Source organism: Pedobacter sp. GR22-6 (assembly GCF_037402555.1).
Taxonomy (GTDB): Bacteria; Bacteroidota; Bacteroidia; order Sphingobacteriales; family Sphingobacteriaceae; genus Pedobacter.
This window is the reverse complement of sequence record NZ_JBBEUC010000005.1, coordinates 330006-351582: the sequence shown is the minus strand read 5'-3', so window position 1 is coordinate 351582 and position 21577 is coordinate 330006. Positions and strand designations below refer to the sequence as shown.

The 21577-nt window shown below is 44.1% G+C and carries 17 protein-coding genes; 3 read left to right on the top strand and 14 right to left on the bottom strand.

Translation table 11 applies throughout. The features are described 5' to 3' along the window. The first annotated feature begins 40 nt into the window (after positions 1-40). Positions 41-1582, top strand: coding sequence for an L-piperidine-6-carboxylate dehydrogenase (gene amaB, locus WAE59_RS22215; RefSeq protein WP_337858182.1), 1542 nt, complete (start codon positions 41-43; stop codon positions 1580-1582). A gap of 17 nt (positions 1583-1599) precedes the next feature. On the opposite strand, the gene WAE59_RS22210 is transcribed toward amaB, so the two are convergent. Then, the gene (locus WAE59_RS22210; RefSeq protein ID WP_337858181.1) at positions 1600-2166 is read right to left on the bottom strand and encodes a GIN domain-containing protein; all 567 of its coding nucleotides are present in this window, start codon (positions 2164-2166) and stop codon (positions 1600-1602) included. Positions 2167-2415: 249 nt separating this feature from the next. On the opposite strand from WAE59_RS22210, the gene WAE59_RS22205 reads away from it, so the two are divergent. Next, positions 2416-5310, top strand: a complete 2895-nt coding sequence (locus tag WAE59_RS22205) for a DEAD/DEAH box helicase (RefSeq protein ID WP_337858180.1) — start codon at positions 2416-2418, stop codon at positions 5308-5310. 72 nt (positions 5311-5382) lie between these two features. On the opposite strand, the gene WAE59_RS22200 is transcribed toward WAE59_RS22205, so the two are convergent. The 8 genes from WAE59_RS22200 to WAE59_RS22165 all read right to left on the bottom strand — a co-directional run bounded on the left by WAE59_RS22200 (position 5383) and on the right by WAE59_RS22165 (position 17020). Next, positions 5383-5916, bottom strand: coding sequence for a DUF3347 domain-containing protein (locus tag WAE59_RS22200; RefSeq protein WP_337858179.1), 534 nt, complete (start codon positions 5914-5916; stop codon positions 5383-5385). A gap of 2 nt (positions 5917-5918) precedes the next feature. Then, positions 5919-8357, bottom strand: coding sequence for a zinc-dependent metalloprotease (locus WAE59_RS22195; protein ID WP_337858178.1), 2439 nt, complete (start codon positions 8355-8357; stop codon positions 5919-5921). A gap of 12 nt (positions 8358-8369) precedes the next feature. Further along, entirely contained in the window at positions 8370-9794 is a 1425-nt protein-coding gene (locus WAE59_RS22190) for a RagB/SusD family nutrient uptake outer membrane protein (protein WP_337858177.1), read from the bottom strand. 11 nt (positions 9795-9805) lie between these two features. Next, positions 9806-13402 carry a SusC/RagA family TonB-linked outer membrane protein gene (locus tag WAE59_RS22185; protein ID WP_337858176.1) on the bottom strand — a complete coding sequence of 1199 codons (3597 nt, stop codon included), beginning with the start codon at positions 13400-13402 and terminating at the stop codon, positions 9806-9808. A gap of 62 nt (positions 13403-13464) precedes the next feature. Then, complete coding sequence (locus WAE59_RS22180) at positions 13465-14625, bottom strand: FecR family protein (RefSeq protein WP_337858175.1); 1161 nt, start codon at positions 14623-14625, stop codon at positions 13465-13467. An 89-nt stretch (positions 14626-14714) separates the two neighbouring features. Then, complete coding sequence (locus WAE59_RS22175; protein ID WP_337858174.1) at positions 14715-15311, bottom strand: RNA polymerase sigma factor; 597 nt, start codon at positions 15309-15311, stop codon at positions 14715-14717. A gap of 73 nt (positions 15312-15384) precedes the next feature. Beyond that, complete coding sequence (aat, locus tag WAE59_RS22170; protein WP_337858173.1) at positions 15385-16017, bottom strand: leucyl/phenylalanyl-tRNA--protein transferase; 633 nt, start codon at positions 16015-16017, stop codon at positions 15385-15387. Positions 16018-16033: 16 nt separating this feature from the next. Then, on the bottom strand, positions 16034-17020 hold the full coding sequence (locus WAE59_RS22165; protein ID WP_337858172.1) for an App1 family protein: 987 nt from the start codon (positions 17018-17020) through the stop codon (positions 16034-16036). 48 nt (positions 17021-17068) lie between these two features. On the opposite strand from WAE59_RS22165, the gene WAE59_RS22160 reads away from it, so the two are divergent. Further along, positions 17069-17923, top strand: a complete 855-nt coding sequence (locus WAE59_RS22160) for a diacylglycerol/lipid kinase family protein (protein WP_337858171.1) — start codon at positions 17069-17071, stop codon at positions 17921-17923. Here the strand turns inward: WAE59_RS22160 and WAE59_RS22155 are convergent. Genes WAE59_RS22155 through WAE59_RS22135 form a run of 5 tightly spaced genes read right to left on the bottom strand, consistent with a single transcriptional unit; the run spans position 17920 to position 21569 of the window. Next, complete coding sequence (locus tag WAE59_RS22155) at positions 17920-18573, bottom strand: TonB family protein (RefSeq protein ID WP_337858170.1); 654 nt, start codon at positions 18571-18573, stop codon at positions 17920-17922. The two genes, WAE59_RS22160 and WAE59_RS22155, sit on opposite strands and share 4 nt — an antisense overlap. Positions 18574-18599: 26 nt before the next feature. Continuing rightward, positions 18600-18974, bottom strand: coding sequence for a 30S ribosome-binding factor RbfA (rbfA, locus tag WAE59_RS22150; protein WP_337858169.1), 375 nt, complete (start codon positions 18972-18974; stop codon positions 18600-18602). Between the two features lie 15 nt (positions 18975-18989). Then, on the bottom strand, positions 18990-20180 hold the full coding sequence (gene hflX / locus WAE59_RS22145) for a GTPase HflX (RefSeq protein ID WP_337858168.1): 1191 nt from the start codon (positions 20178-20180) through the stop codon (positions 18990-18992). A gap of 22 nt (positions 20181-20202) precedes the next feature. After that, positions 20203-20994 (bottom strand): indole-3-glycerol phosphate synthase TrpC, encoded by a 792-nt coding sequence (gene trpC, locus WAE59_RS22140; protein ID WP_337858167.1) that lies wholly within the window; start codon positions 20992-20994, stop codon positions 20203-20205. Continuing rightward, entirely contained in the window at positions 20991-21569 is a 579-nt protein-coding gene (locus WAE59_RS22135; RefSeq protein ID WP_337858205.1) for an anthranilate synthase component II, read from the bottom strand. Before WAE59_RS22135 ends, trpC begins: the two co-directional genes overlap by 4 nt. Between the last annotated feature and the right edge of the window lie 8 nt (positions 21570-21577).

Here is a 21577-nt window from a genome sequence, read left to right as displayed (position 1 = left end):
TATTTTTTGTTGCTTTGCAGGATACCCAGTATATTTAATCATGCAAAATTCGATTACAGCAATCCTAAAAAAACTGAAAATTCAAGACTTAAATGCGGCCTGCAGTACCGGAGCTGAAGATTTCTCTTCTGCAGGAGCATCAGTTATCGACAGCATTTCACCCGTAGATGGTCGGCGAATCGCTGGAGTCTATGCAGCTAAGGTTCAGGATTATGACATTTTGATCAAAAAAGCCCAATCGGCATTCCCGTATTGGCGCAGCGTACCCGCGCCAAAGCGCGGCGAACTGATCCGACAGTTCGGTGATGCCCTGCGCGCACATAAGGATAACCTCGGAACACTGGTATCCTATGAAATGGGCAAAAGCCTTCAGGAAGGACTGGGAGAAGTACAGGAAATGATAGATATCTGCGATTTCGCGGTAGGTCTATCAAGGCAGTTGCATGGATTGACGATGCATTCCGAACGTCCCGATCACCGCATGTATGAGCAATGGCATCCCCTGGGATTGGTCGGCATCATCTCTGCCTTCAATTTTCCGGTGGCTGTATGGAGCTGGAATGCGGCGCTGGCATGGGTATGTGGCAATGTCTGCATCTGGAAGCCCTCGGAAAAAACACCACTCACTGCTATCGCCTGCCAACAAATCATTTCGGATATTTTTAAGGCCAATGATGTCCCCGAAGGAGTATCCAATCTGATCATCGGCGGTCCGGAAATCGGTGAGTTGATGAGTAAGGATAATAGAATACCTCTTATTTCGGCAACCGGTTCTACCCGCATGGGAAAATCTGTAGCCGTAGCTGTAGCAGCCCGACTGGGAAAGAGCCTGCTGGAACTTGGAGGCAACAACGCCATAATCATTTCCGAACACGCAGACCTGGACATGAGTCTGATTGGCGCAGTCTTCGGTGCAGTAGGCACTGCCGGACAACGCTGCACCTCTACACGCAGGCTGATTATTCATGAGCAGGTTTATGATCGCTTTGTAAGCAAACTGGTTAAAGCGTACGAGCAGCTGCGTATAGGAAATCCACTGGACCAGCACAATCATGTAGGCCCACTTATTGATCAGGCGGCCGTAGCCCTTTACCTGGACTCCATTGAAAAATGCAAAGCTCAGGGTGGTCATTTTGTAGTCGAGGGGGGCCTGCTTGAAGGTGAAGCCTACAGTAGTGGCTGCTACGTAAAACCCTGTATAGCGGAAGTAAGCAATGATTTCAGTATCGTTCAACACGAAACTTTTGCTCCCATCCTCTATCTCATCAAATATAAGACACTGGAAGAAGCTATTGCACTGCAAAATAACGTTCCCCAGGGACTATCGTCCGCCATCATGACCCTCAACCTCAGGGAAGCCGAATTGTTTCTTTCTGCAAAAGGTTCGGATTGCGGAATAGCGAATGTCAACATTGGTACATCCGGTGCAGAGATTGGTGGCGCTTTCGGAGGTGAAAAGGAAACCGGTGGCGGTAGAGAAAGCGGTTCCGACGCATGGAGAGCCTACATGCGCCGGCAAACCAACACCATAAATTATGCAGATACCTTGCCTTTAGCCCAGGGAATAAAGTTCGATTTATAAGTGTACTCCCGAAACCTCTACCTGGCGTTGTGGCTCCAGGCCAGTGCTTCGCTGATGCTATTAGTCGTCGTCTTGCGGGCAACCAGGTTACCCATGTTCAGCTTAGCCAAGGAATCCATAACCAGGGTATGATCCAGCGTAGTACCGCTGATGTTCAAATGGGAATTGCCCTTCAGAAAGGTATACATGCTCTCTGTATTGGCCTTTACATTGGCTGTTGCCTCATCTGCCAGGAAAACCTGCAAGTATTTCAACTGGAGCAGCCCACGGCTTTCTACAGAGACACGGTTGCAGGCATCGATCCTGCTTAGTTCAGTTACGGTAACTTTGATCGTAACCGGCTCCGATTCTGAAGATTTGATGAGCAAGGTATATCCTTGTCTTTTAATGGAGGTATTGTGCGTCGAATATTCTCCCACGATTTCAACGCGTTCCTTCGTACCCTGTATCAGTTCCAGTTTTACATTCCCACTGATTTTGATCCGGTTAAAAGTGAAAGTCGCAGCGAATCCGGTAATCGCAGTAGCCATTAAAAGAACTAAACTGAGTGCTGCAGCAAATAATGCTTTTGTTAAAGTATTCATTTTCAAAGTCTTTAAGGTTTAAAATTTGTTTGTGTTGATGATAAGACGCAGCCTGTTGAAAAACGTTGCAGGGATTTGATCCTTATTATATGAGTATGGAAGTAAAAACGACGAAATCCACTTTTTTCTCGACGAACTGGCAGATAAATTTTTAGTCATAATTGTAAAATCCTGTTTGAAAGCCCCCCAATTTGATGTATGTTTAAAGATTTTTAAATGCTTTATATCCGATTGTTTTAAATTCAGCCAATGTTACGCGTAGACAGTACCAAACCTTACAAAATTGTATACTCACTATGCAAACATGCGTATTTTGGCTACCTGATTGAACCTCACGTGGTACAGCTGAATCCGCAAGGCGATTTCTCGCTGACCTACCAACGCCTCTTTTCGCATACGGCTAAGGAATTCAGTAAACATTTGTCCGAGACAGATCTGCGGCTCATAAAGATCCTGGATGAAACGGAACAGGATTACATCATTAAAAAATACCATAAGAAAGCCCTCAGGCCCGCAGAGTTTTTCGGAAAATTCTTTAATGAAAAATTCTACGAGAGCGTACGCCCCAAGATAGAGAAGAAACTTTCTGAAGTATTGGAAACTCTAAAGACACATAGTGCACTCTATCTGATGGACAAAGATGGCTGGCCTGCAGAACGCAAACTGGATATTGCCGAAGAAGCGGCTACGGTCTTGTTTCATTTTAGAAGGAATGAACTGGAAACAAGATACTTCCCAACCATAAAATATCAAGGCATGCGCATTGAGTTTATGTTCAAAGATGCCCAGGTGGTGAGCAATCAGCCAGCGTGGCTGTTGCTGAACGACATGATTTATTTCTTTGAGCAGGACATCGAGGGCAAGAAGTTATTACCCTTTCTAAACAAACGCTACATCACGATTCCGAAAAGTACAGAAGCGACTTATTTTGAAAAATTTGTGGCCCCGCTGATCGAAAAATACCATGTATACGCTGAAGGATTTGACATCCGTACGGAGAAACATGAACCGATCCCCATCATCAAAATAATTTATGTAGAATCAGGGGTTTCACAGCTGCAACTGTATTTTAATTACGGAGAATATGCCTTTGCGATGGGGACTGAGAAAAAAGTAACTGTCCGCTTAAAGACAGAAGAAGAAAACTATGTTTTTACCCGCATTAAAAGAAACGCTGATTTCGAAAAGGCAAGGTTTGCGTTGTTAGTTAAAATGGGGTTGAAAAAGACGAGCGCACTTTTTCATAATCTGGAAGTAGCCAATAGCAGCGAGGAAGATCAATCGTATGCAATCATCAATTGGGTAAACGAACATATCGAGCGCTTAAGAGAAGACGGTTTCGAAGTGGAACAACACACGGGAGCGAAAAAGTTCTTGTTTGCGAGTAATAAAATAGATTTCGAGATTAAGGAGGAAAATGATTGGTTCGACATCAATGCCATTGTTTATTTCGGTATCCATCCAGTCCCCTTTCTTTCCCTGAAGCCTTATATTTTGCACAAAAAACGCGAGTTTACCCTCCCTGATGGTTCTATAGCAATCATTCCGGAGAAATGGTTTACTCAATACGGCAGTTTATTTAGTCTATCGGATGGTGGTAAGGCACTGCGCCTGAAAAAACACCACATCGGACTCATCACTGAACTCGCAGAAGACGGCATTGCCAATGTAACCCTGAGCCGTAAATTGGAACGGCTGAATGATTTCGAAAACATTGCAGATGTACAAATGCCCGTCAATTTCAGAGGCGACCTGCGCAGCTATCAAAAGGCCGGCTATAATTGGTTCAGCTTTCTCAGAGAATATAACTTCGGGGGCTGCCTTGCGGATGACATGGGTTTGGGTAAAACCATACAAACCCTGGCCATGTTGCAGAAAATGAAAGAGGAAAACGAAGCCGCAAATACACATAGCACTTCATTGATCATCATGCCCACATCGTTGATCTACAATTGGCTGAATGAAGCAAAGAAGTTCACACCAAAATTAAAAATCCACGCACATACGGGTACAGCCAGGGACAAAGACATCAGCCTATTTGCGAAATACGACATCATCATTACTACCTACGGTATTACCCGGGTAGACATTGAGCTACTCAGTAATTTTTACTTTAGCTATATCATTCTGGATGAGAGTCAGAACATTAAAAACCCATCTTCGAAATCTTTCAAGGCGGTAAAGGCATTAAAATCAAGGCACCGCCTGATCCTGAGTGGTACACCTGTAGAGAATTCAGTGAGTGACCTCTGGACGCAGTTAACCTTCCTCAACCCAGGATTATTAGGCACACAGGCTTTCTTCAACGAGGAATACGTACAGGCTATTGAAAAGCGCAAAGACGAGGAAAAAGCCCGTAAGCTACAGGCGATCATTAAGCCTTTTGTGCTACGCAGAACGAAGGAACAGGTAGCATCAGAATTGCCTTCAAAAACAGAACAGCTATTCTATTGTACCATGTCGGAAGATCAGGCTGCATATTACGAAAAAACAAAATCAGCTTATCGCAATGACTTGCTGAGCAGCATGGATGATGGAACCTACGCAAAAAAACAGGTACAGCTTCTTCAGGGCTTAACAGCTTTAAGGCAACTTGCCAATCACCCTGCCATGATTGATGAGGAATATACTTCAGATTCCGGCAAGTTTGAAAATGTGATCTATACGCTGGACAACGTGTTGAAAGGTGGTCATAAGGTGTTGATCTTTTCTCAGTTTGTGAAACATTTGAACATCTTTAAATCGCACTTTGAAAAGGAAGGAATTCCTTTTGCATACCTTGACGGTGCCACCCGGAACCGAGGAGAGATCGTGGCCGATTTTCAACAAAACACAGACCTCAAAGTATTCCTGATCTCAATCAAAGCTGGCGGTGTGGGATTGAACCTGACCCAAGCAGACTATGTATTCATCCTGGACCCGTGGTGGAATCCTGCAGTTGAACAGCAAGCCATCGACCGTACACATCGTATTGGACAGGAGAAGAAGGTTTTTATCTATAAATTCATTGCTAAAGACACTGTAGAAGAGAAGATCCTGGCTTTGCAAAACCGCAAGAAAAGACTGGCAAGTTCGCTGATCACCACAGAAGAAAGCTTTTTTAAATCTTTGAGCAAAGAAGACATTAGTGAACTGCTAAATTAGCAAAGTAATGGTCCCTAAAAGGTAAAGGGGCAATCCTGCCCCCTGTAACCCTCATTATTAACGCCTAAATTCTTAAATGCTTTGCCTGACCTCTCCACAAGTCAGCATGTTTTTCGGATAATAAGGATTCTTGATCTCTTTATCCATGCTGAGCCAGGTTTCGCCGGTCATTGGACACACCTGCTGATAAATTGGTGTTCCCATTGGTTTTAGCTTGGCCGCCATATCCCACATTTTCACAGATAGAACAGCAAATACCTTACGTTGTTTGGTGATGTTGCTGGTCCCGGAGATTTCCAGCGCCAGCTCTTTAACCTCTTTCCGTAATATGGTGGCAGCATTCATTTCCGGAAGGGTCAGCTTCTTAAATTTAAATTGTTCCAGTGCCCGTATAAATTTTGTAGCGTCCTTTGCGGAGTTCAGGGAATCAGATACAATCAGAGATTGCTTCAGAGCCATATAACCTGCCAATACTTCCTTTTTGATGGCTTCCCGTTTTGCAGCGAGTTCCAGTGTAGCTACTTCTTTGCCGGAGTCTACTTGAGCTATTGCAACTGGCCCCGCCATCATCAGCAGACAAGCCAGCACATAAATTGTTTTTTTCATATCTATTCTTTTTTAATCCTTGCTAAAATTTTATCGATTTCAGTTTCCAGGTCTGCCTTATGCTCCAGATTGAGTTCTCCCACAACAGGCATAGCCGAAATGGTAATACGTAATCTTTTGATGTGTGCAATAGCAGCTAACCTTACGTCACTACGCTGCGCATTAGACATCATTTTTCCATCCGAAACATCCTTTGGATTGATCAGTATATTGAGTTTTTCTACATAGGCGCGTTGAAAAGCCCTCCTGTAACTGTCTCTAACCGGATCGCCGGAAAGATTTTTCCATACAGCCTTTTCCAAATCGCTAAAATATTCAGTGAGGGAATAAGGATCTGCAGATTTGAGTGCACGTTGGCTGAGGTTAAAGAGCATTCCCGAACTAAGCACCATATTCAGCATTTGCGCCTGCTGATCCATGATTTCATTTACCGTATTGAGTTCGGTAAGTGCTGCAATTTCTTTTGGGTACATCCAAAGTGGTGCTTCAAAAACCTGTTCATCCAGGTAGCTGATCACACTTTTTACTTTTGCTTTCGGCACTTCGGCATAAACCGTCCCCGGCTCATCTGTGCTACGCTGTGTGATATAACCATTACCTATATTTTTCATTACATGATATAGATATCTTGAATACTGGGCCACAACCGCCTTATGCATGGTCTTCAGGTTATCATATAGATCGCCCGGTTCTTTAGTCCAGCTGATGAGGTTAGGAATTACCCGCTTCAAGTTTTTGATTCCATAATTGCTTGCAGCCACGGCATCATCACCGATGTCTTCTGTCTGGCTCCTCGGATCTTCATCCTTGCCTTCTCCTCCAAACCAGAGTTTAGGGTTCCTGGCCAGACTATCAATCGTCATCTTATTGAGTATCGCTTTCTCTTCGAACTCATCTTTGGTACCTGAAAGATATTGGTATCCCCATTGGATGGCCCATTTGTCGTACATTCCAATTCTTGGATATATACCGGCAGGGCCAATTTTATCTTCTGGCTGAGCCACATAGTTAAACCTTGCATAATCCATAATGGATACCGTATGGCCATTCGCTTCCACCCATTTTTTGTCTCTCAGTTTTTCTACAGGTGTCTGACTACTGGCTCCCATGTTATGCCTCAGTCCCAACGTATGTCCGACTTCATGAGAAGAGACAAAACGGATCAGTTCCCCCATCAGTTCGTCATCAAAGTTCATTTTACGGGCGCGGGGATCCAAAGCACCCGCCTGGATCATATACCAGTTGTGCACCAGTCTCATTACATTATGATACCAACCTACGTGACTCTCGATGATTTCACCGCTCCTTGGATCGCTAATCCTCGGTCCATAAGCATTTGCCTTTTCTGAAGCATAATAGCGTATAACGGAGTAACGTGCATCCTCCAGGCTCATGGTCGTATCGTCTTCAGGCCATTCTTTACCTACTATTGCATTTTTAAATCCCGCTTGTTCAAATGCCTTTTGCCAATCGTTGATTCCTGCAATCAGATATTTGCGCCATTTCTTTGGCGTAGCAGGATCTATGTAATAAACGATCTGCTTTTTGGGCTCTACGAGTTGACCTTTCTTATATTTTTGCAAATCCTCTGCCTTTGGCTCCAGACGGTAGCGCTGCACGAAGTACATTGGTTTTGCATATTGCTGTTCATCATCAAACAAGATGTATTTATTGGCAAAATAGCCAACGCGTTCATCAAATATCCTTTTGCGCATGGGTGCTTTAGGCAGCAAAACCAACGAAGTGTTTAAACGCAGCGTAAGATTTCCCGTCAAGGCACCAGCAGCTATAACCGCACCGGAAGTGGTGTAAGTACGTGTACTGCTCACCTCGATATTAATGGGATAGGTCCTGATCGATTCGATGAAAGTCCGGTCATCTGCTAAGCCCCCCAATTTCTTTTCCGTTTTTTCGGTTTGTGAAATGGAGACTACTAAATTGTCTTTTTTGAACAAGTCTGTCACTTCAATTACCGAATTGCCCGTGACCGGATTTTTCGCTTTGATGTCAAAAGCCGCGACAATAGGATTCACCTGCGAAGTGCTAACCGCTTTAAAAATCTGCTGCTGTTCGTCTTTTACATCCTGATTATATACCACGGCACGGAGAAATAACCTATTTCCGTTTCCTTTTTCAAAGTAGACCGTCTGCTCATTTGCTTTTTCACCACCAAAGCTTCCCGCACCTTGTGGCATGGCTACGTAACGAGTCACGGCCAACAGATAGCGGTTCAGCATACTGTCTGGAATCTCGAAATACCATTTGTTATCAGTGCTGCTCAGGTCAAACAGTCCTCTTTTAGTGAAGGCTGTCTTGGGGATCAGCTTGTCGTAGGATATCAGTGCCTTTGTCCTGGTACTGTCGGTCTTTTTATCTGTTTTATCCTGCGCATATCCCACGAGGGATATGGCGCAAAACAAAATACTCAATGCATGTTTCATTCTGTGTATTATTTAGAAAGGAACGGTCTCGTCCGTATTCAATCTTAACCTTGGGTTTTTCATCATCACATCCTGAGGGAATGGAATGATGTACATGCGGGAATTTGGCGGCAGCGTGTAGGTCTGCTGAGGAACTGTTTTGTTCACGACAGGGAAAATACGCACGATAGTTTTCGAATAATCAGGTTCAAGGTTGTAACGTTTCAAGTCAAAGAACCTGTTGAAACCAAAAAGCAATTCTTTTCGTCGTTCGGCAATGACCTGTGCCATCGCTTCTTTCACGGTAGCCGGAACTGGCAGATTTACTGTTCCTGAGGTAATTCTTTTAGCACGGATTTTATTCAATGTTGCAACGGCCTCTGTCAGGTTATTTTCACGAGCGTAACATTCTGCGAGCATCAAGTAAACCTCGGTAGTTTTCAACCCTACTGTTGAATAGAAATACTTCGTGTAAGCCATATTCCAAAAAGCCGTTCCGGCACCGATGTCTAACCAGGTCGCATTTGTTGAATTAAAGAAAAGGTTATAGCGGGCATCGTTGGATCCGAACAAAGTTTTCAGTTCTGGGCTGATCACATATTGGTAGGCAAAGTTCATTTCATTATAACCTGTCATGTGCGTATAACTCAATACTTCAGGGTTATTAGGAGCGATAACAGCAACCGTATTTGGCCCACCTTGTGCCGTATAAGCCACCATATCGAAGATCTTGTCGTTATAAGACAAAGATTTCATAGCCGCCTCTTTAGCTTGAGTAAACTCCCTTTTAAACAAATGTACTTTTGCTTTCAAAGCCCAGGCATAGGCTAAACTTGGATGATAAACATCTATTGGTGTCGCTTGCAGGTTAGGAATAGCTTCATCCAAATCTTTCTGAATGAAATCATACACCTGCTGCACGGTAGATTTTACAGGCTGTGCTTCCAGATCAAATTTATCCATGATGCAGATTCCGCCGTCTGTAGCGGCAGTAGCTGGGTCATAGGCTTTCGCGTACACATTGACCAACAGGAAGTGATCAAAAGCCCGGTGCACTTTTGCCTCTGATTTAGCCAACAATTTCATAGCATTATCTCCGGTTGAATTGTCGACCAGCGAAATGATCATGTTCCATCGATTGATATAAGCATATGACTGGTTATACATACTGGACCCCTTTAAGAGGTTAGTCCTGATGTCTGTGTCATCAAAAGTAAAATTGATGATATCTACGGTCTTATTAATGCCGATCACGTTGCTTTCTTTCATGTACTGATCGTCTGACAAGTACTGGAAATTATTGATCGGATACCCTCTGTTTGGCATAGAGACCATCTCATAAAATTGTTGTGTAGTTTCAATGACCGCAGCTCCTTTAGGAACAATGTCTATATATTTCTTGCAGGAAAGCGAAAGCAATACCGGCAGACAGAAAATTAGTTTTAAATAGCTTCTCATGTTCAGGTTTGTTAAAAAGTTACGTTTAAACCAAGGATGAATGACTTTGGATTTGGAATGTTACGTGTCCCGCTGTTCTGAGTGTATACTTCCGGATCAATGTCATCTCCCGCTGCACTCCAGTACCAGATGTTGTTGACCTGACCTGTAAGTCTCAAGCTGGAAACGCCTAGCTTACGGGTTACTGATTTCGGCATTACATAGGATAACCCCACATTTCTTAACTTCATGTAGCTGGCGTCCAGTATCTGGTTGTCACCAAACCTCCAAAGAGAACTGATCGTGCTACCGCTATTTAATAATGCCTGCGGGTAGTCCACTTTAAGTCTTGGCAGGGCAGAACCTTCAGTCCAGCGGCTAGCCACATCCACATCGGTCACATCATAAGAGTCCAGGGCCGTAACATCCTTACGCATTTTGTTACCTCCGGAAAATACCATCATGGCATTCAATTCGAAGCTCTTATAACGTATACGCTGAGAAAAGGCACCGGAATATTTGGGATCTAACTGTCCAACTTTTACCAAAGCAGCAGGATTATTGATGCTTTTTACACTAGTAGGCACAGGCACACCATTGGCGTCGAAAGTCATGTTCGGATTGCCGTTTTCATCCAGGTGATATGGATAACCGTTGGTCATCCCCCCATATTTGTAGGCGTACATGGTATTGAAAGCCTCTCCTTCAAAGAAATAATCTGATGGCGAGGAAATATATACACCTGCAGTAGTAGAAGTATTGTTTTGCTCCAGGACCTGGTTCTTATTGGTCGCAAAAGTCACGTTGGAGGTGAATGTCCAATCGGCATTTTTATATACATCAGCTGCAATGCTTAACTCAAGACCTCTATTTCTCAGTGCCCCGCTATTTAGTTTTTGAGTCAAAGTTCCTACAGTTGGGTCAAGCTGGGTCGTAACTAGTAAGTCCGTACTTTTTCTATTGTACACGTCTACACTACCACGGATGCGATTATTCAATACCGCGTAGTCGACACCAAAATTGGTACTCGCTGTAGTTTCCCAGCGCAACTTAGGGTTAGGCATAGTAGTGATATTCAACCAACTTAAATTAGTGATCAACCTATCGTTCGCCTTTCTAGCCACAATGTTCTTAGTGGTCGACTGATCTACATTTCCATTCGTACCATAAGTTGCTCTTACTTTCAATGTATTTAACCACCCCTGGCTTTTCAGGAATTCTTCCGAGCTCGCATTCCAGGATAGTCCACCAGACCAGAAAGGACGCGTCTTATCTTGATACTCCACCCCGAAAAGATCTGAATTGTCCTGACGCACACTTGCCGTCACATTGTATTTGCCCAGATAAGTGTAGCTCATGTTAGCAAACATAGAGGTATAGCGGTGTTTGGTTTCCGTAACTGAGTAGGCCAATTCTGAAAGTCGACGACCTCCACCAAAGTAGCTGGAAACACCATCATCCATCAGAACTTTCTCATTGAGATTAACAGACTGTAGCGTTTGCGGATCAAAGCCATAGCGCAAAGATTCATTGAACATTGGAATGAAGGTTTGCCTCATTTCGAAACCAGCCAATGCAGAGATATAGTGCTCATTGTTGTTCTTTCCAAAACCATTGTTGTAATTAAATTGATTCCGGAAAGTATAGCTGTTGCTGGAATTGTTCAACTGGTACAACCGTCCGCCAGCCGGCAGGTTGTTGGTGTAAACGCCACTGGCCAAACTAGTGAACATGTCATAAGCATAACGCATGCGGTATCCATCTGCTGCATGATAGCGATCCAAGTCTTTACTTGAAGTCTCATACTGGCCTTGCGTATTGAACGTGAGCCCCTTGTAAAGCTTTGCCTCAATATTGGCGAAAGCACGAAGATTGGTAAAAATGGTTTTATCAATTCCATCTCCAAGCGCATCAACTACATTGAATCCTAAAGATTTAAAAGCATTATTTCCCGCAATGGTCCTTACTGCTGATCCGTTTATCGCACCATTAGCTCCAAAACCATCATTCACATTTGCATAATCGCTGATGACCAGATTGCCTTCTGCATCAGTAATCCTGGTATAACGCTCTTGCAGGAAGAGGTTATTATAAGTACCATCTGTAGCTTCATCATGTGCATATTTACCATTCAAACCTACCGTAGCCGTTAGCCAGCTTTTCACATTAAAGGTAGATTTGATATTTAAGTTAAAGGCGCGATTGAGATTATTGATAATCCGTCCTTTACCCTGGTCGTAGTTGAGGGAAACGTAGGTATTGCTTTTGTCAGTAGCAGAACTCATGGATAGGTTATACCTCTGACGAACTTCATTTTGCCAAACATTTCCCGTGTAATCTTTAATGTAATCATTCTGACGCCATTGCTCAATCGTACTATTGAACTGATCGGTGCTGACAGTACCCGCAGCCTGATCTCTGTATAATTGATATAATGGTGAATAATATTTCAGCGTCCCATTGCCGATAACGCCATACCCGGCAAACATATTTTCTACGCTGGTAAAATTGGCGCGCTCTTGCTGATACTTTGCAATTTCCCAATCCAGCAATTGGCTGGTAGAGGCATAATGCATGGCATCCAGATTAGGCCTGGGGGTGATAAACAAATCCGTATTTAATGAAATATTTGCGCCACGCACCTGAGCCCTTTTTGTAGTCATCACAATGACCCCATTGGCAGATCTTGCACCATATATAGATGATGCCGCCGCATCTTTCAATACCGTGATCGATTCGATATCATAGGGATTGACTTCATCCAATGTATACTCTGTAGGCAAACCGTCGATAACAAGTAGAGGCCCCGTTCCAACGTTTAAAGTAGAAAAAGTACTGATACCTCTCAGAAGCAGTTGATCTCCCGCAGCGCCTGCTTTATTTTTTACGGTAAGCAAGCCAGCCACTTTTCCCTCCAGGGCAGAGACCAGGTCAACATTAAGGTTTCTATTCAATGCAGCATTGTCTACATTCGTAAAACTGGCGGTATTTCGCGCCTTAGGGGTACTTTGAAATCCATTTACAAACACCTCATCCAATAAGGATGCTACCGGGCTCAATACAATGCTGATGCTGGAGTTGGCCACCGAAGGGCCAACTTCGAACTCACGTTCAGTATAACCAATATAAGTGAATACCAACGTGGTTTTATCTCCAGAGGCATTCAGGACAAAGCTACCTGTACCATCGGTCTGTACACCGGTAGAATGGCCTTTTAGTCGAACAATCACTCCTGGGATTCCAACGCCCAGACTATCGATCACTCTACCCTTCACCGGATAACTGCCCAGCTCTTCCTTAGGCTGGACTTTTGGTTTTAAAACGATAATTTTCTTATTGATCTGGTAGCTGAAGTCCTGATTTTTAAATACTGAGGTCAATACCTGATTGATCGTTGCCGATTTGATTTCTAACGTTGTAGGAGCGGCTCCTTTTAAATATTCAGCGTCAAACACAAATTCGTATCCGCTTTTCTTAGCTACTTCAGCAATCACATCCTGTAATGGCGTTTTGTTGAAAGAAAAGGATAGCGTTCCATTCTGAGCCTGGGCCATCTGGCTGACGAGCATCATAACAGATAACAGGAGAACAACTCTCCAGGACTGCGCCATAGTGGTGGTTAAATTCATTAAAATAGTTTATTTAGGTTATTGATAATATGTTGGTTTGGTAGCGTATTTCTGGGTGAAGGTTATTTCACAAAAGAGACCCTCCTTCCTTCTACTTTAAACTTTAGGTTGCTGGTCAGTGCAAACTGGCCCAAAACCTCTGAAAGGTTTACATCCCTGTTGATTCTCACATATAATCGGCGATCTGGTATAGTGCTGTAGTCGACATCAACATCATACCAACGGCTCAGTTGCCGCATGATTACCGAAAGTTCTTCATTTTTATAAATAAATAGGCCATCCTTCCAGGCCATCGCATCTTCTGTATTCACTTCAGCTACCTGCAATCTGCCTTTATGCAAGCTGGCTTGTTCGCCCGGCTGTAGCAAAGCGCTCTCGCCATTTCCGCTAAACTGTACTTTTCCTTCTAGTAGTGTAGTGCGCTGAACAGGTTCATCCGGATAATTGCTCACATTGAATTTAGTACCCAATACCCGTGTTGTCGCAGCACCAGACTGCACGATAAATGGCTTCGAAGGATCCTTGGACACCTCGAAATAAGCTTCTCCGGACAATTTTACACGACGCTCCGTACCATGAAAACCCACGGGGAATTCCAGACTGGATCCTGAATTGAGGGTTACGGAAGTGCCATCCGATAGCAGCACCTTATATTTTCCTCCCAAAGGAGTTACCAGCGTATTCATGACTGCCGCCGATCCAGTTATAGCAGGATCCGCAGTATACACCAATTGTCCTTCAGCGGTTTTCTTGACTTTTACGCCCGACCGTGCCAGTACTTCTCCAGCTTTTTCATCCTCCAGTTTGATCTCCTGACCGCTTGAAGTCACAAGCGAGGCACAATTGCAGGCAGGCTGTATGTTTTCGCCCTGATCGGACTTTTCAAAATAATTGTAGGTTAAAAAGCCTATAAAGACGAAGATGATGAAACTGGCAGCAGCTTTAAACAGCAGCTGCCCGTACCATGGCCGCATAGCCACAACCGGGATCTGCCCGTCAATCCTAGCTGCAATGCCAGCATGAAGTGCATTCAAATGTTGCTGCTGCACGACATTCGGAGCTTCCGGCTCCGGAAAATGCAACAGCACATTGGCGATCATACCCCGCAATTGGTCTTCATCTCCCATTTCAAAAAAGTTCAGCAGCTCATCCAACTCGGCCGCGGTGACTTCATTATTGAGAAATCTCTGGTACAATTCTTCTTTTTGCTGTGCTTTTTTCATGTCTTATTTACGGTTATACGTACGAAAACAGAAAACACACTACTGATAAATGAAAAAAAAACAAACATTTCTTCGAAATGAGCTTCGCGCTACTTTCTGAGGTAGAATGCGATCATGAAAATCAGGAATTCCCTCGAATTGAAAAATACAAAATCCTTAATGCTTTTTGTTGCCTTTACCAATTGGTTGCTTACGGTAGACGTGCTGATGTTTAAAATTGCAGCCGCTTCTTCATAGCTCTTGCCTTCTATCCGGCAAAGTTTGAAAATCAGTTGCCTTTGTGCAGGAAGACGCTGAAGGGCTTTTTCCAGTAAATTTATCCGCTCCTTGTTTAAAATATAATCTTCGGTATGGTAATATAACTCGGCAAAATTCCGGAGCAGGTGCTCGCGCATTTTTGCGTCCCTCGCCATCTTCCGATAATGGTCATACACCGTATGCTCCGCAATTTTATAGATCCAGGCCTGAAATGACAGCGATTCGTCTATACGATCATGCATTTCCCATACCTTCAGAAAGATGTCCTGAAGGAGTTCGTCTGCCAGCTCTGGCAGCTTTGTCATTGCCAATATCCGAGCGTAAATGGGATGGCTATAATGCTGATAAATGGCATCAAAGGCACGCCTCTCCCCATTTTTCAAAAGGGAAAGCCAATGGCGTTCATCTGCAAAATTATCATTAACCATGTGCTCCTCAGGCAGAGCCCCACGCTCCGCTAAAATGCTAAATTAGGCATTTTCTCTTATTTACTTAAGATATTTACTTACGCAACAGGAGATTATACATTTCCCTGTCAATCATTTCCGCACCCAGGCTCATCAGATGTTCATTGGGGAGCTGACAATCAATAAGCTCATGACGGCCTTGTCGACACAACCAGATCAGGGCAGCTTTGGAGGCATTGCTGACTTTACTGAACATGCTTTCGCCGCAAAAGACAACCCCCATCTCTACACCATACAGGCCACCGACCAGTTCATTGTCTTGCCATACTTCCACACTGGAAGCATAGCCTTTCTCATATAAACCAATGTAAGCCTGCTGCATTTCCCTGGTAATCCATGTTCCAGGCTGGTCTTTACGAATGATCTTGGCACAATTGCGGATAACCGCAGGAAAATCCCTGTTCATCGTGATTTCAAAGATCCCGCTTTCCAGTACCTTCTTCATGCTTTTGCTCGGCTTCAAGCGATCAGGAAAGATTACACATCGCTCATGCGGAGCATACCAGCAAATGGGATCATCATCACTGAACCAGGGAAAAATGCCATTTTCGTAGGCAAGCAGCAGACGGTTCAGACTTAGGTCGCCTCCGATGGCCAACAAGCCGTCGGGATCCGCCAGTTCAGGATTGGGAAAAATGACTTCATCATCAGGTAATCGAAAAACCATGTGCAATGATAAGCAATTACTGTTTTAAATCCGTGATCAGTCCAATGCTTTTGGAATGGGCAATGGCTTCTGCACTGCTGTTGAACAAACAGGTGCTGATGTTTTTGGCTGCAATTCTGTCCAAAAATTCCTTCGCCGGCCCTTCCATCTCCTTGCGAACGTTGCGGATGTAGACCGCCTCGATGTTCTTTGGATATTTCTCCGCGATGGCCGTGTAAATAGCCGGATCCTTTTGGGAATTGTCCCCAAAAAACACAAACCGCTGATTAGGAAAAGCATCTAAAATGCGCATTACCCTGATCAACTTACCTTCGTGCCCAGTCTTACCGGTCTTGACCAGGTCTTTCCAGCGTTTGATCTGGTTCAACAGAAATGCACCCTCCGGCAGTTTATTATATCTGAAAGTCTCTACCAGATAATCATAAAGGTTCCATTCGCTGCTCGACACATAGAAGAATGGATTCGGCTGGTCATTTTCTGTGTGTGACAAAGCCAACAGGTTATAGTGTGTATAGGCATCCTTAAAGGTCTTACGGGTTCTGGGATTCTTAATGAACAGTTCCCGTAACCTCCTGCCTATCGTGGCCGAATGAGAAACCATAATGGTATCATCTATGTCGGAGATAAAAGCATACTGTGTGATGTGCGGCACGAAGACTTGACCCTGTCCTACCGAAAGTATAGCACCATGTTCATCAAGAGCCTCTACCTTAACCCCATGCCAACCGGCCTCTACATTTTCAAACGCCGACCACTCAAATTTAAAGAAACCATCATATTCGGTCTTCTGGTACACTTCTTGCCCATTAAAGCTCAGTCTTACTGCCACATTCGGATAAGGCTTTAATATGAAAAGTTTAAACAGGTGTACAATGTTCACAAATAAATTATCGCTAAAATTCTGTTTCGTTTTAGCTTTATACCGGAACACATGTCCGTACACCACCAGATTATGTGTATGGCCATAGCCGTGATATATTTTTACACTAACAGATTTGTTCATTAATAATTAAAACAGGGGAACACAACAGTTGTTTGTGCTAATAAACAAATGAAGATATTATTCATCATCAATCCGGGTTCAGGAAATGGCGAGGTCAGCTTTAAAGACCTTATTGTAGCGCATTTTAAATCTTCTGAAGTAGATGCCCTACTGTATGAACTACCCGAAGACTGTTCACTGGACAAGCTCAAAGCTGTGATCGATGAAGCTGGCGCAGACCGCGTTGCAGCTGTTGGCGGAGATGGTACTCTAAAGCTGGTAGCAGAATGCCTCATTGGCAGCAACACGCCAATCGCGATCATCCCCGCGGGATCGGCAAATGGGATGGCCAAAGAGTTGGGCATTCCTACAGAAGTGGAATTGGCTTTGGATACAGCCTTTCAGGGCACCTCTAAAAAGATACACGCGATAAAGGTCAACGGTGAACTTTGTATTCACTTAGCCGACATTGGCTTTAATGCCTATATTGTAAAAAAATTCAGTTCCCTCGATCATCGTGGCATGTGGGGCTACACGAAGGCTGCCTGGAGTGCTTTGTGGAACCATAGGAAAATGCATGTAGAATTCAGTATTGAGGGCAAGACCATCCGTTCAGAAGCAGCTATGGTGGTAATTGCCAATGCAACTATGTACGGAACGGGCCTGAAGATCAATCCTGAAGGCAAACTGGATGATGACTTATTTGAGATTGTGCTTGTAAAGAAATATTCGGTAATGGAAATCCTGAAAATGCGCTTCACTAAAATGGCACTCAATCCAAAAAACATCGAGTTATTTCAAACTACAAACCTGAAAATAAAAACTAAGCACAAAGCACATTTTCAAGTAGACGGGGAATATTTAGGTAAAGTCAGTAAAGTAGAAGCGGAGTTGATTTCCCAATCGATCTGTATCGTTGTTTAGTTACAATATTGAGCAAGGAGTTCATCTGCCAGTTCAGAACCCATATGCTTTACAAATAGAAAATCCTCACATGCGCCTTGCCGATCCTTTTGTTTCAGCTTCTTTCTACCGTCTGCGATTCTCTGTTGCAGGTATTCGTCATCATAGCCCAGGCTTGCCCTCAAAGCTACGATCTTCTCCTCCTCTTCTTTGGTATAGATTGTGCCTTTCTGTTTATTCTTATAGAAATTAAGCACCGCATTGGTCAATCCCTGATTGGCCACATAGTTCTGTATGGCCTGCTGGATTTGTGCTTTGCTGCGGCCGCGGCAATCCTCAGAAGAGATGCTAAAGCTGATCGGCACAAGGATGGCGACAGTGCTGTCATGTCCGGCAGGTACTGTCCACCTGCCACTGCTCATGCGGATCAGCCGTAAGGCCTCATCATCCAGATCAGTACCCACACCATTAGTGATTTTTGAGTGATACACTTCACCCCGCTGGTTCAATTTAAAACTAATTCTTACCGTACCATCGATACAATTCTGAAGGGAATAACGTGGATAGATCTTATTGTTCATGACAAAGCTCTCCAATCCGCCTTTGAGCTGCGGCTGTGCCTCAACAGCAAACCCATAGCAAAGTAGTAAGATGATCAATAGCTTTCTCATATTTCTCAATTTACAAAAAATTATACTTATTCTTCTTCCTCAGTTTCCTTACGTTCACGCGAGATTTTGTCAAAGATCTTGTCCATGTGTTCCACGTACTCATTGGTGTCGTCCACGAAGAAGGTCAGGGTAGGAACCACCCGAGCCTGATGGCGGATGCGTGCACCTAATTTGTACCGGATCTCGCTGGAATGGGAATTGACTTCGGCTACTGAAAGCGAAGTGTTATTGGTATTCAAAAAACTGAGGTATACTTTTGCTACCGCCAGATCCGGGGAAACCCTTACCTTAGTGATGGTTACCAGCGTATTGGGCAAATAAGCCGATCCTTCACGCTGAAAAATAGCTGCTAACTCCTCTTGTATTACTCCTGCAAATTTCTGCTGACGTTTACTTTCCATAATCTTCCTTTTCAATTAATATAATAGCTTATCATAAGGGTAACGCTCAGTATGCATAGCAACTACTTTATCGTACAATAATTGTTTAAACTCTTCTAAATTTTCTTTGTGCAGTGCAGAGATAAATATCGCAGGAGCATTGTTGCTGGCCATCCAGCTGCGTTTAAAATCCTCCAGTGTCAGCATCTTAGGCTCTTCTTCATCATGATCCGGTTCAGGACTCACATAAGCATCGATCTTATTAAACACCACGATGGTATCTTTATCTCTGGCACCTAAATCTTTCAGCGTTTCATTCACTACGTTGATCTGATCTTCAAAATGGGCATGCGACACATCCACTACATGGATCAGAATATCGGCCTCCCGTACTTCATCCAACGTAGATTTAAAGCATTCTACCAGGTGATGTGGCAATTTCCGGATGAAACCTACTGTATCTGATAATAAAAAAGGTAAATTTTCAATGACTACCTTTCTTACTGTAGTATCCAGGGTGGCGAAAAGTTTATTCTCTGCAAAGACTTCTGATTTAGACAGCATATTCATGATCGTAGATTTTCCTACGTTGGTATAGCCCACTAATGCCACACGGATCAGTTGACCACGGTTTTTACGCTGAGTCTCATTTTGCTTATCGATCAATTTCAGGCGTCCTTTCAATAAAGAGATTTTCTCCAGGATCATCCTCCTGTCGCTCTCGATCTGCGTTTCACCCGGGCCACGCATCCCGATCCCTCCTTTTTGTCGCTCAAGGTGGGTCCAGAGGCGTGTCAGCCTTGGTAACAAATACTGCAGCTGTGCCAGTTCCACTTGGGTTTTGGCCTGGGCTGTTTGCGCCCGGCCGGCAAAGATGTCGAGGATCAGGTTACTTCTATCCAGTATTTTCACCTGCAGTTCACGCTCAATATTTCTAAGTTGTGAGGGTGACAGTTCATCATCGAACACCACCATATCTATTTCCTCAGACTTTACATAAGCCTGTATTTCTTCTAATTTTCCCGTACCTACAAAAGTAGCACGGTCGGGTTTCAGCATTTTCTGCGTAAACTCGTGCTCCACTTTGCCACCGGCTGTATCTACTAAAAAAGCAAGCTCATCCAGGTACTCTCTGGTTTCCTCAGGCCTTTCTCCGGGTCTGATGACGCCAACAAGTACTGCGCGTTCCTGCTTTAAAGCCGTATCATAATATTTTTGTCTTCCCATGTAAGGTACAAAGATACAAAAGTTATACCGAGATCATCTCCCTGACGAAGTCGGTCATGGCCTTACCGGGGTTTTCTGTTTTCATGAAGTTCTCTCCAATCAGAAATCCATCGAAACCTACCTCCTGTAAACTGGTGATGATCTTGGGATCGCTGATGGCACTCTCCGAAATCTTCAGGAAATCATCAGGAATCTCATCTACCAGGTCAAATGAGGTTTGTATGTCGACAGAAAAATCGCCAAGATTGCGATTGTTCACACCAATTGCATCCAGTTCAGGAATTACGCTGCGCTGGAGTTCCTCCAGGTTGTGTACTTCGAGCAGTACATTCAGGCCCAATCCTTTAGCCACCTCAGCCAGGTGTTCAATCTCATCCGGCGTCAGAATGGCGGCGATCAGCAAAATGATATCAGCACCCAAAGCCTTTGCTTCTATGATCTGATATTCATCGATCATGAAATCCTTGCGAAGGATTGGGATTTCATTTGCCGCTCTTGCCTCAAGCAGATCCATATTGCGCCCGCCAAAAAAATCGGTATCGGTCAGCACAGACAAAGCTGAGGCCCCCGCCAAATTATAGGCTTTAGTCACTTCTGAAACTTTTACCCCATCATTGATGATCCCTTTGGAAGGTGAGCGGCGTTTGAACTCGGCAATGATACCAGACCGCGCTTCAGCCAGTAGAAATTCTTCAAAAGAATAAGGTGTACGGTTGAAATGAACCGAAGCTTCCAGCTGACTGATGGATACCGCCTGTTTGGCCAATGCCACTTCCTCACGTTTGCGCAGTACAATTTTATCTAAAATATTCATATTGATTGTGCTAACCAGTTTTTCATCATTTGTTTACCATATTCTGTGAGTACACTTTCCGGATGGAACTGCACCCCGCGTACATCATATTCCTGATGTCGCAGAGCCATGATCTCATTGTCGGCATCTGTTGCCGTGACCACAAAGCAATCCGGTAGCCCTTCATTGCTCACTACCCAGGAATGGTACCGGCCCACATTGATCACTTCAGGGCAATCCAGAAAAAGTACTTCCTCTTTATCCAGTACATCAATTGGTGTAGCGATGCCGTGCATAGGCCGGCCAAGGTTCAGCAATGAGCCTCCGAAAGCCTCCGCGATAGCCTGCTGGCCCAGGCAGACGCCAAATATACTTTTATGCGGCGAGTACTTACGGATGACCTCCAGCAGCAGACCGGCTTCCTCCGGAATACCCGGACCCGGGGAAAGCAGGATCTGATCGAATTGTTCCACATCCGCAAGCTCAAACTTATCATTGCGCCATACCTCCACATCCCTGCCCAGCTCATTCACCAGGTGTACCAGGTTATAAGTAAACGAATCATAGTTGTCAATCACCAAAACTTTCTTTTGCATGTTATTCT

Excerpts from the sequence above, each read along its gene's own strand:
- WAE59_RS22175 (WP_337858174.1), bottom strand. The coding sequence starts at position 15,311 with ATGGTTAATGATAATTTTGCAGATGAACGCCATTGGCTTTCCCTTTTG.
- hflX (WP_337858168.1), bottom strand. The coding sequence starts at position 20,180 with ATGGGAAGACAAAAATATTATGATACGGCTTTAAAGCAGGAACGCGCA.
- WAE59_RS22135 (WP_337858205.1), bottom strand. The coding sequence starts at position 21,569 with ATGCAAAAGAAAGTTTTGGTGATTGACAACTATGATTCGTTTACTTAT.
- WAE59_RS22205 (WP_337858180.1), top strand. The coding sequence starts at position 2,416 with ATGTTACGCGTAGACAGTACCAAACCTTACAAAATTGTATACTCACTA.
- WAE59_RS22200 (WP_337858179.1), bottom strand. The coding sequence starts at position 5,916 with ATGAAAAAAACAATTTATGTGCTGGCTTGTCTGCTGATGATGGCGGGG.
- WAE59_RS22155 (WP_337858170.1), bottom strand. The coding sequence starts at position 18,573 with ATGAGAAAGCTATTGATCATCTTACTACTTTGCTATGGGTTTGCTGTT.
- aat (WP_337858173.1), bottom strand. The coding sequence starts at position 16,017 with ATGGTTTTTCGATTACCTGATGATGAAGTCATTTTTCCCAATCCTGAA.
- rbfA (WP_337858169.1), bottom strand. The coding sequence starts at position 18,974 with ATGGAAAGTAAACGTCAGCAGAAATTTGCAGGAGTAATACAAGAGGAG.
- WAE59_RS22160 (WP_337858171.1), top strand. The coding sequence starts at position 17,069 with ATGAAGATATTATTCATCATCAATCCGGGTTCAGGAAATGGCGAGGTC.
- WAE59_RS22180 (WP_337858175.1), bottom strand. The coding sequence starts at position 14,625 with ATGAAAAAAGCACAGCAAAAAGAAGAATTGTACCAGAGATTTCTCAAT.
- WAE59_RS22165 (WP_337858172.1), bottom strand. The coding sequence starts at position 17,020 with ATGAACAAATCTGTTAGTGTAAAAATATATCACGGCTATGGCCATACA.
- WAE59_RS22185 (WP_337858176.1), bottom strand. The coding sequence starts at position 13,402 with ATGAATTTAACCACCACTATGGCGCAGTCCTGGAGAGTTGTTCTCCTG.
- WAE59_RS22190 (WP_337858177.1), bottom strand. The coding sequence starts at position 9,794 with ATGAGAAGCTATTTAAAACTAATTTTCTGTCTGCCGGTATTGCTTTCG.
- trpC (WP_337858167.1), bottom strand. The coding sequence starts at position 20,994 with ATGAATATTTTAGATAAAATTGTACTGCGCAAACGTGAGGAAGTGGCA.
- WAE59_RS22195 (WP_337858178.1), bottom strand. The coding sequence starts at position 8,357 with ATGAAACATGCATTGAGTATTTTGTTTTGCGCCATATCCCTCGTGGGA.
- WAE59_RS22210 (WP_337858181.1), bottom strand. The coding sequence starts at position 2,166 with ATGAATACTTTAACAAAAGCATTATTTGCTGCAGCACTCAGTTTAGTT.
- amaB (WP_337858182.1), top strand. The coding sequence starts at position 41 with ATGCAAAATTCGATTACAGCAATCCTAAAAAAACTGAAAATTCAAGAC.